Source organism: uncultured Caulobacter sp. (assembly GCF_937900395.1).
In the GTDB taxonomy this organism is placed as follows: Bacteria; Pseudomonadota; Alphaproteobacteria; order Caulobacterales; family Caulobacteraceae; genus Caulobacter.
The window spans coordinates 1-2,472 of record NZ_CALCDX010000075.1 but is presented as its reverse complement, the minus strand read 5'-3'; the positions used below and the strand labels follow the sequence as shown (position 1 = coordinate 2,472).

4 protein-coding genes and 1 pseudogene are annotated in these 2,472 nt (G+C 67.0%); 2 read left to right on the top strand and 3 right to left on the bottom strand.

Annotated elements, in window-relative coordinates; all coding sequences use genetic code 11:
- The coding region (locus Q0379_RS06630) for a TCP-1/cpn60 chaperonin family protein (RefSeq protein WP_299006001.1) at positions 1-269 on the bottom strand (269 nt) is incomplete at its 3' end.
- A gap of 56 nt (positions 270-325) precedes the next feature.
- Positions 326-616: a co-chaperone GroES gene (groES, locus tag Q0379_RS06625; RefSeq protein WP_099536784.1), complete on the bottom strand. Its 291-nt coding sequence runs from the start codon at positions 614-616 to the stop codon at positions 326-328.
- A gap of 176 nt (positions 617-792) precedes the next feature.
- On the opposite strand from groES, the gene Q0379_RS06620 reads away from it, so the two are divergent.
- On the top strand, positions 793-1,203 hold the full coding sequence (locus tag Q0379_RS06620) for a VOC family protein (RefSeq protein WP_299005993.1): 411 nt from the start codon (positions 793-795) through the stop codon (positions 1,201-1,203).
- 19 nt (positions 1,204-1,222) lie between these two features.
- Entirely contained in the window at positions 1,223-1,648 is a 426-nt protein-coding gene (locus Q0379_RS06615; RefSeq protein ID WP_299005990.1) for a DUF4345 family protein, read from the top strand.
- A gap of 198 nt (positions 1,649-1,846) precedes the next feature.
- Here the strand turns inward: Q0379_RS06615 and Q0379_RS06610 are convergent.
- Positions 1,847-2,472: pseudogene (locus Q0379_RS06610) on the bottom strand (methylated-DNA--[protein]-cysteine S-methyltransferase); the annotation flags it as partial.

Sequence of the window (2,472 nt, the reverse complement as noted above, 5' to 3'; positions counted from 1 at the left end):
GTGGTGCCGTCGCCGGCCTTGTCGTTGGTCTTGCTGGCGACTTCGCGGATCATCTGCGCGCCGAGGTTCTCGAACTTATCCGACAGTTCGATTTCCTTGGCGACCGAGACGCCGTCCTTGGTCGTGCGCGGAGCGCCGAACGACTTTTCGATGACGACGTTGCGGCCCTTGGGGCCCAGGGTCACCTTCACCGCGTTGGCGAGGATGTTGACGCCGCGCAGCATCTTGTCGCGCGCGTCGGAGGAGAAATAGACGTCTTTAGCGGCCATTTTGGAGCCCTTCTAAAAGAGAGTTGCGTTCGAAAGCGCTTGGGAACAGGGAGGCCTTAGGCCTCGACCACGCCCAGGACGTCGCTTTCCTTCATGATCAGGAGGTCCTGACCGTCGACCTTCACTTCGGTGCCCGACCACTTGCCGAACAGGATGCGGTCGCCAGCCTTCACGTCGAGAGCGACGATCTCGCCCTTGTCGTTGCGAGCGCCCGGACCGACCGCGACGACTTCGCCTTCTTGAGGCTTTTCCTTCGCCGTGTCGGGAATGATGATCCCGCCCTTGGTCTTGGTTTCTTCTTCGACGCGCTTCACGAGGACGCGGTCGCCCAGGGGACGAAACTTCATTGTGGTTCTCCGTCGGAACGGTTTGATTTAATGGCTTCGTCAGCAGGGGGAGCGGTGCTGTTAGCAGTCGCTCCCTCCGAGTGCTAACGACGAGCGTCAGTTAGGCGCCGGCCTTCGGGGAGTCAAGGACGCCCGATGCGAACTTTTTGCGGCGTGCGGTTAACGGGAGCGGTCCAGTGATCGACCATATGGGCGTGACGGTGCGGGATCTCCAGGTCTCCAAGGCGTTCTATGACGCGGCCTTCGCGCCGCTCGGGATCGGCGTGGTCATGAGCGTCAGCGCCGAGGAGACGGGGAGCACGGCTTTCATCGGCTATGGAGCCACCGCCGATCGCCGCGACATACAGGCCGGCAAGCCCAGCTTCTGGGTCAGCGAGGGCGAGGTCGTGACCGGGCCGATGCACGTGGCTTTCCTGGCCGCCGACCGGGCCCAGGTCGACGCCTTCCACGCCGCGGCCCTGGCGGCGGGCGGGACGGACAATGGCGCGCCGGGCGTGCGGCCTCACTATCATCCCAACTATTATGCGGCTTTCGTTCTTGACCCGGACGGTCGAAACGTCGAGGCCGTCTGCCACGCGCCCGCGTGACCTCAATCGAGGAGAGCCGATGTCCAGCTACGTCCTGTCCCTGTTCCTGGCGGTGGTGGCTTGCGTCATCGGCGGCGCTCTGGGCGGCATGATCCTGGCGCGGCCGCAGATCATGTTGGGCCTGGCGGGTCTGGCCGACGAGGAGACGCCGAAGTCGCCGCTGTTCGCGGAAGGGCGGGCGTTCGGCGGCATGCTGATCGCCTCGCACGGGATCGCGGCGCTCTATCTCGGCTACCAGCCCCGGCTGGGCGCGGCCATGGCGATGGTGCTGGCAGTGGGCTGGCTGGGCGCGGCGGCGGCGCGGGCGCTGTCGGCGGTCAAGGATGGCGAGGCGGGCCGCTTCAACGCCGGTTCGATCGCGGTCAACGCCCTGATCGGGATCACCCTGAGCCTCCCGTTCTTCAACGTCGGGCCTTATGTGGCGAGGGGCATGGGGCTGGCTTGAGGCTTTACTGTCGGAATTTGTCCGCCGACCTAAATCCCGCCTTCCTCGCCCTTGTGGCGAGGACCCATCGTTCAGCTAGACGAGAAGTCCACCGATGATGCGGTGGTGGTTCCGAGAGAGCCCATGGACGCCATGATGGTTGAAAGATGGGCCCCGGGCACGAGGCCCAGGGAGGCTGTTGAAAATAATCTCTGAAGTTTAGAGCACGCCCTCATGGGCCAGCAGCCAGCGCTTGCGCTCGATCCCGCCGGCATAGCCTGTGAGCGCGCCGCTCATGCCGATCACGCGGTGGCAGGGCGCGACCAGGCTTAGCGGATTGGCGCCGTTCGCAGCGCCGACCGCCCGGATGGCCGCGGGGCGCTCCACGCGGCGCGCGAGCTCCGAATAGGTGACGGTCTGGCCTGGCGGAATGGCGGCGAGGGCGCGCCAGACCGCGCGCTGGAACGGCGTGCCGCCGGTGTCCCAGGCGAGGGCGGACAGGGCGGCGATGTCCCCGGCGAAATAGCGGGCGAAGGCGGCCTTGGTCCCGGCCGGCGCCGTGCCGATCTCCAGCGGCAGGTCGCCGTAGTGCAGACGCAGCAGCCGGCGCAGGCGGGGCTCGAAGTCATGGAAGTCGACGGCGCGCAGCAGGCCGGTCTCGTCGGTGACGATCAGCAGCTCGCCGATCGGCGACGGCGCGCGGTCCAGGAGGAGGCGGGTGGGACGGGTCATGGGGCGATGGTCGCCCGCCGGCGCGAGCCTGTCCGCCCGGATTTTGCTGCGAATGTTCCTCCCCCGCGATGCGGGGGAGGTGGCCCAGAGGGCCGGAGGGGGCGAGCTGGGCG